Origin of the sequence: Pseudomonas sp. GM78 (assembly GCF_000282475.1) — a bacterium.
Taxonomy (GTDB): domain Bacteria; phylum Pseudomonadota; class Gammaproteobacteria; order Pseudomonadales; family Pseudomonadaceae; genus Aquipseudomonas.
In genome coordinates, this window is record NZ_AKJF01000160.1 from 1 (window position 1) to 6918 (window position 6918).

At 60.8% G+C, this 6918-nt stretch carries 9 protein-coding genes; 2 read left to right on the top strand and 7 right to left on the bottom strand.

Going from position 1 to position 6918, the window contains the following annotated elements; genetic code table 11:
- Together PMI35_RS07200 and PMI35_RS07195 are read left to right on the top strand one after the other, a co-directional pair.
- On the top strand, window positions 1–963 hold a 963-nt coding region (locus PMI35_RS07200), incomplete at its 5' end, for an NAD(P)H-dependent flavin oxidoreductase (protein ID WP_008063677.1).
- Window positions 964–1031: 68 nt separating this feature from the next.
- Complete coding sequence (locus PMI35_RS07195) at window positions 1032–1586, top strand: nucleotidyltransferase family protein (protein ID WP_008063678.1); 555 nt, start codon at window positions 1032–1034, stop codon at window positions 1584–1586.
- A gap of 13 nt (window positions 1587–1599) precedes the next feature.
- On the opposite strand, the gene PMI35_RS07190 is transcribed toward PMI35_RS07195, so the two are convergent.
- The 7 genes from PMI35_RS07190 to PMI35_RS07160 all read right to left on the bottom strand — a co-directional run bounded on the left by PMI35_RS07190 (window position 1600) and on the right by PMI35_RS07160 (window position 6676).
- A complete protein-coding gene (locus tag PMI35_RS07190; RefSeq protein WP_008063679.1) occupies window positions 1600–2091 on the bottom strand; it encodes a GNAT family N-acetyltransferase in 492 nt (163 codons plus the stop codon).
- Between the two features lie 88 nt (window positions 2092–2179).
- Window positions 2180–2881, bottom strand: a complete 702-nt coding sequence (arsH, locus tag PMI35_RS07185) for an arsenical resistance protein ArsH (protein WP_008063681.1) — start codon at window positions 2879–2881, stop codon at window positions 2180–2182.
- 12 nt (window positions 2882–2893) lie between these two features.
- Window positions 2894–3364 (bottom strand): arsenate reductase ArsC, encoded by a 471-nt coding sequence (locus PMI35_RS07180; RefSeq protein WP_008063683.1) that lies wholly within the window; start codon window positions 3362–3364, stop codon window positions 2894–2896.
- A 29-nt stretch (window positions 3365–3393) separates the two neighbouring features.
- Window positions 3394–4683 carry an arsenic transporter gene (locus tag PMI35_RS07175; protein ID WP_008063686.1) on the bottom strand — a complete coding sequence of 430 codons (1290 nt, stop codon included), beginning with the start codon at window positions 4681–4683 and terminating at the stop codon, window positions 3394–3396.
- Between the two features lie 23 nt (window positions 4684–4706).
- Window positions 4707–5054 (bottom strand): metalloregulator ArsR/SmtB family transcription factor, encoded by a 348-nt coding sequence (locus tag PMI35_RS07170; protein WP_008063688.1) that lies wholly within the window; start codon window positions 5052–5054, stop codon window positions 4707–4709.
- 77 nt (window positions 5055–5131) lie between these two features.
- A complete protein-coding gene (locus PMI35_RS07165) occupies window positions 5132–6103 on the bottom strand; it encodes a ribonuclease Z (protein WP_008063691.1) in 972 nt (323 codons plus the stop codon).
- 15 nt (window positions 6104–6118) lie between these two features.
- Window positions 6119–6676 (bottom strand): ATP-dependent Clp protease proteolytic subunit, encoded by a 558-nt coding sequence (locus tag PMI35_RS07160; protein WP_008063693.1) that lies wholly within the window; start codon window positions 6674–6676, stop codon window positions 6119–6121.
- Window positions 6677–6918: the final 242 nt, after the last annotated feature.

Consider the following 6918-nt stretch of genomic DNA (forward strand, 5'->3'; position numbering starts at 1 on the left):
GCGGCGTTATCCGATGCTGGCGGGCTGGGTTCCATCGGCATTGGCGCGAGCAATGTCGAGCAGGCGCGGAACATGCTGCGCGAGACGGCGGCGCAGACCGGCAAACCCTTCAACGTGAATGTGTTCTGCCACCAGCCAGCTGTCCGGGATGCCGAGCGGGAATCGCGGTGGCTGCAATTTCTGGCAGGGTTTTTCGCCGAATTTGGCGCCGAGCCACCCGTGTCGCTGCGGGAGATCTACACCTCGTTCGTTGAAGATGCCGAGATGCTGCAGATGCTGCTGGAGGAAAAGCCGGCGGTGGTCAGCTTCCATTTCGGCCTGCCTGCACAGCCGGCCATCGATGCACTCAAGGCCGCCGGCATCCTGCTGCTGTGTTCGGTCACCAGCCTCGCCGAAGGGCTGGCGGCGCAGCACGCCGGGGTGCATGCACTGGTGGCCCAGGGTTACGAAGCCGGCGGGCATCGCGGGGTCTTCGATCCACAGCAGGATTTGCAGATGGGCACCCTGGCTTTGGTGCGGGTACTGGTCGATGCCTGTCGGCTGCCGGTGATCGCGGCAGGCGGCATCATGGACGGCGCAGGCATTAACGCCGTCATGCAGTTGGGCGCCAGTGCCGCACAGTTGGGCACGGCGTTCATTCTCTGCCCGGAGTCGTCGGCGAACGGCGCCTATCGGGAAGCGCTCAAGGGGCCACGCGCGCATCAGACGCGCGTCACCAGCGTCATCTCCGGCCGCCCGGCCCGGGGCATGGTCAATCGCAACTTCACCAGCCTCGAAGGGGCAGGCATCGCCTTGCCGGACTACCCGCTCACCTATGACGCCAACAAGGCGCTAAACGCCGCGGCGGCGGCCCGGAACAATAGCGATTTCGCCGTGCAATGGGCCGGGCAGGGGGCACCGCTGTCGCGGGAACTGCCGGCCGCGGCGTTGGTGAAGCTGCTTGTGGCCGAGATGCAATACTGAGTGCCGTCCGGTCATGGTTTTGTTGTAACTTGGGCGCCAGGACTGAATCGGTTTGCAAGGGATCAACCATGACATTGACGGCCCAAAGGTTGGTTGACATCGCGATGACCAACCCGATCAACGCGCAATTGACCTCACGCTTGCCGGCGCTCGGCCTGGATCAATGCCTGCTCACGGCAGGCTGCCTGTTCCAGGCGGTATGGAATCAACAGGCGCAACGCGACCCTGCGTGGAGCATCAAGGATTACGACGTTTTCTACTTTGACACCGACCTGTCCTGGGAGGCCGAGAACGAGGTCATCCATCGGGCCCGACATCTCTTCCAGGACCTCGGCGTCAACGTCGAGCTCAAGAATCAGGCGCGCGTGCACCTTTGGTACGGTCAGCGCTTTGGCGGGACTTACCCCAGGCTTGAATCGGCCAGGGACGGGATTGATCGCTACCTGGTGGCGGGCACTTGCATCGGCCTGGATGTCGCCACCGGCGAAGTCTATGCCCCCTACGGACTGGCGGATGTAGAGCAGGGCTTGCTGCGCATCAATCCGGCAAACTCCAGGCCTGAACTGTTTGAGCAGAAAGCGAAAAGCTATCAGGTTCGCTGGCCTTGGTTGAGGATTGTTTAAGGCGGGGGGAGGCTTATGCTTTTTCAAAACAGTAAACGGTGCACGGCAACCCTTGGATAAACAGCCGATGAACGCTGAACCGGTCTTGCGTCACCTCAGGTATCACGGCCGCCCAGAACAGCCGTGCCGGCGGGTTCGCCTCGACGTGGAAAATCTGCCATCGACCCGGGTGGCGATTCAACAGGGTGGCCACGACAAACCTGGCGATACCCTGGCCACGATAGCGCCGAGTGACGAACAGGTAACCGATGTTGTAGCGGGCCTCGGGTACGTGAATTTCGTCATCCACGGTGACGAACCCGGCCAATTCCCCGTCGACCCGGATCAGGAACGCCTGGGTCGCGGGTTTTCGCCAGTAGTCCGAGAGCGGCGCGAGACTGTAGAAGCCATGCTCACCCAGTGTCAGCGGCAACCACTCGCTGAAGTCATAGGTGTAGAACTGCATCAGGTTTTCAATGGCCTGCAGTTCATCGCGCCGGGCCGCGTGCAGTTCGATCGAGATCATCTGAAGGGTTCCCACCGATGGCTGTGCATGACAGGTCATTATGGCCCAGGCCTTTCAGTTTCGCGGACAAGGGGTGACGGTACCCACCTCAGATAGAGCGCTGATTGACCCGGGCCATGAGCTGGTCGGCCGTCTCTTTGCGTTCAGAGTAGCGATCCACCAGGAACGCTTGACGGTCGCGCAACAGCAGGGTGAATTTCACCAGTTCTTCCATCACGTCGACGACCCGGTCGTAGTACGCCGACGGCTTCATCCGACCCGTCTCATCGAACTCCATGTAGGCCTTCGCTACCGAGGACTGGTTGGGGATGGTGAACATGCGCATCCAGCGCCCCAGCACCCGCAGCTGATTGACCACGTTGAACGACTGCGAGCCGCCACACACCTGCATCACCGCCAGCGTCTTGCCCTGGGTGGGGCGAACGGCGCCGAGCTCCAGGGGAACCCAGTCGATCTGCGCCTTGAACACGGCCGACATCGCGCCATGGCGTTCCGGCGAACACCAGACCTGGCCTTCGGACCACTGCATCAGTTCGCGCAGTTCCTGGACCTTGGGATGTGCGACGGGCGCATCGTCGGGTAGCGGCAAACCGGACGGGTTGAAGATGCGCGTTTCTGCACCGAAGTGCTCCAGCAACCGCGCGGCTTCTTCGACCAGCAGGCGGCTGAACGAGCGCTCGCGGTTCGAGCCGTACAGCAGCAGGATGCGTGGCTTGTGATCAGTGGGCTGATGCGGGATCTGCGCACCGTCGAACAGCGCGAGGTCAAGATTGGGAAGAGCGTCTGACATGTATCCTCCTGCTCAGAGCGAGCCGATTCGGTCCAGCTCGCGTTTGAGCTCATCGCGGCTGAGGGTGGTCAAGGGCAGGGCGAGGAAGGCCTTGCAGCGTTGTTCGATGCGCGCCAGGGTGGCGCGGAAGGCGGCGTCGACGACCGCTTCATCACCCACCACATCGGATGGATCTTCCAGGCCCCAATGAGCTTTCAAAGCCGGGCCGAAGTACACCGGGCAGGATTCGCCGGCCGCCTTGTCGCACACGGTAATGACGATATCCGGCGGGTTGCCCTCGAAGGCGTCATTGCCCTTGCTGCTCAAGCCGTCGATGCCAATGCCCGCGTTCTGCAAGGTGGTGAGACTGCGAGGCAGCACCTGGCCCTTGGGGAAACTTCCGCTGCTCACCGCTTCGAATCCGTCCGGCGCCAGGTAATTGAACATGGCTTCGGAGAGAATGCTGCGGCAGCTGTTGGCCGTGCACATGAACAGGACTCGCATGGTATTGCTCCTGCCGCTCGGGGCGGACATCAAAGACTTAGGCTCAGGCGTAGTGCCAGGGCCGAGAGGGTGATCAACAGAATCGGCAGGGTCAGCACGATCCCGACCTTGAAGTAGTAACCCCAGGTGATGCGCATGCCCTTGCGCTCAAGCACGTGCAGCCAGAGGAGGGTGGCGAGGCTGCCGATGGGGGTGATCTTCGGGCCGAGGTCGCAGCCGATGATGTTGGCGTAGATCATCGCCTCGCGAACAATACCTTCCGCGCCGCTGGCCTGGATCGACAAGGCGCCGATCAGCACGCTGGGCATGTTGTTCATCACCGACGACAGCAGCGCGGCCAGCAGGCCGGTGCCCAGGGTGGCGCCCCACAGGCCCAGTTCGGCCAAACGGTCGAGCACATGGGTGAGGGAGTCCGTCAGCCCCGCGTTCTTCAGGCCATACACCACCAGGTACATGCCCAGAGAGAACACTACGACGTGCCAGGGGGCTTCACGCAACACGCGTCGGGTGGAGATCCGGTGACCCTTGGCCGCCACCGCGAACAGGACTGCCGCACAGGCCGCGGCCACCGCGCTGATGGGAACACCCAGCGGCTCCAGGACAAACAGGCCGAGCAGCAGGACAACCAGAATCCACCCCCCCACGAAGAAGGTGGCGGGATCGTGAATCGCCGTTGCAGGCGTCTGCAAGGCCTCGACTGAATAGCGCGGCGGCAAGTCTCGACGGAAGTACAAAAAGAGCATCAGCAAGGTGGCGGCGACGCTGACCAGATTGACCGGCACCATCACCCAGGCGTACTCGGCGAAGCCCAGCCCGAAGTAATCAGCGGACACGATGTTCACAAGGTTGGAGACCACCAACGGCAGGCTGGCGGTGTCGGCGATGAACCCGGCGGCCATCACGAAAGCCAGGGTCGCGGCAGGCGAGAAGCGCAGCGCCAGCAGCATGGACATGACAATGGGCGTCAGGATCAGCGCCGCGCCGTCATTGGCAAACAGCGCAGAGACCGCCGCGCCCAGCAGCACGCAAAAGGCGAACAACCGGTAGCCGCTGCCGTTCGCCCAGCGCGCCACATGCAGGGCGGCCCATTTGAAGAAGCCGGCTTCATCCAGCAACAGGCTGATAACGATGATGGCGATAAAGGTAGCGGTGGCGTTCCAGACGATGGCCCACACCGTGGGAATATCCTGCAGCGATACGGCACCCACCGCCAACGCGATCAGCGCACCGGCAGAGGCACTCCAGCCGACGCCGAGCCCCTTGGGTTGCCAGATGACCAGTATGAGGGTGAAGACAAAAACAGAAGCGGCAACCAGCATTGAAAATTCACTCGATCAGGGATTCAGCAACAGGCGGCATCACGCACAGGACGTCCGTCCATGTTCTGCAGGCGCGAAGCATTGTTCTGCAGCCAATCGGAATTGGCCTTCAAGGTAACCTGCAAGATTTCGTGCACCCAGGCGGGGAGGTCCGGATTGAGACGGTAGTAAACCCACTGCCCCTGACGGCGATCGAGCAGCAGTCCGCTGCTGCGCAGTTGCGCGAGATGGCGGCTGATCTTCGGTTGGCTGTCGTCCAGGGCGCACATCAGCTCGCAGACACACAGCTCGCCCTGATTGGCGATCAGCAGGGTGGCGCGGGTACGCGTCTCGTCAGCCAGGCTCTTGAATACCTCGGGAGGGGTGATCATTGCAGTAGCCTGTTACATATGGATAATCAAATATACGGATATCCATATGTAATGTGCAAGTGAAGAATCGATCACCCTTACGCCAAACGGCCCATAACGACGTCCAATCGACCGTCCCGGTCGAGGTGATAGCGCTGCAGATCCCGCGCCAGCAATAGCTTGCCGGTGAAGTGCGCAGCGGCTTCCTTGTAGATGTCTTCGATGGACGGACTTCGCTCGGGATTGTCCTGGTAGCGTGCGCTGAAGTGGGTCAGAACCAGATTGGGAATGCCTGCCAACTCGGCAAAACGCGCGACGGCGGCGGCACTGCTGTGCCCGTAAGCCTCCTGATTGTGATCGATCAATGCCTGGGTGAAGGTTGCTTCGTGTACCAGCACATCCGCTCCGTCAGCCACCTCTGCCAACAGCCCGGGGGTATCGTTATCGCCGCAGATGATAATGCGTTGCGCGGGGCGTGCAGGGCGCAGAAATTGCTCGGCGCGAAACAGGCGCCCGGCGTGTTCAACATCACGCCCATGGGCCAACTCGCCCCACAGCGGCCCACGGGGAATCCCTTCAACCTCCAGGCGTTGAGTATCCAGTCGCGGATGAGGATCTGATTCGGTAAAAACAAAGCCCTGGCTCGGAACGCGATGGGAGAGGGCAACGCTGTTGACCTCAACCGTTGCATTTTGCCAGCCATCGAAGGTTTCGCTCGCATGCAGATGCAATTCGAAGGGCAGCCAGGACTTGCTGACGGTCAGGCTCAGGCGCAGCCAGGGATGGAGCGCAACCGGCATCACGATATCGAGTGCCTCGACACGCCCCGACATGCCGGCGCTGGCCAGCAAGCCGGGCAAGCCGAAGCAATGATCGCCATGGACATGGGTGATGAAGCATCCGCGCAGCGCTTGCAAGGACAGCGGGGTGCGCATCACTTGATGTTGCGTGGCTTCACCGCAATCCACCAGATACCAGCCCCTGCCAGAGGACTCTATGAGAGCGGTGCCACTCACATTTCGATTTCGGGCCGGAACGCCTGATGAGGTACCCAGAAATATCAGATCCATGGCCGTGCGCCCGGTTCATCCACCGCTGACTTTCCAGTGTTTGACATCATCGGCGAACATCATTTGCTTCATCTCGTGGGCGATGCCATAGGCCAGGGACTCATGTGCAGCGATGACTTTTTCTTCAGCTGAAAGGCAATGGAAAATGTCCAGCTTGGTCTCTGCCTCCGCCGTTTCGAGGGTGAAAATCTTCACGTAGCGCGCAAGGTCGTTGTCGAGGCTCGACAGGTATTCACGCAGGCGCTGATGGTCGACCGATTTTTGGCTGAAGTACCAGTTCATCGGGTGAATCAAGAAGCGCGAGTGGGGAGAGGTGATACGCCGGCCTGCCGCCAGGAACATGATGATGCCCATTGACTCGATATTGCCTGCGTTGATCGCGCACAGCGGTACCGGCAGTGACTTCAGGAAGGTGTAGAGGGTGAAGCCAAAGTTGGTGCTACCCCCACACGTCGACAGATTGAGGAGCAGGGAGGTGGCGCCTTGTTCGATGGCTTCGAGGCAGCAGTCGCGGAAGCGCTCAGTGGTGCCCTGATCGATTTGGCAATGAAAATGCACGATGTGTTCAGTCATCGATTGATTACCTGTGGGGCGTGGAAGACTTCCATGCGATATCAAGTCTAGTAAACATCGGGCGTCTGATCTTGAAACTGGCGCAAATGGCCTCCCTCACGTGGCTAACTCCATCGGCGCCTATACCAATGTTGGTGCATGCTGTCTGAGTACATATCCGTTGCTGCGGTAACGGCCACTTAGGGTTTCGCCCTTACGGCGACTCACTTTTTCAAACGCCAAAAAGTAAGCAAAAGGCTTTG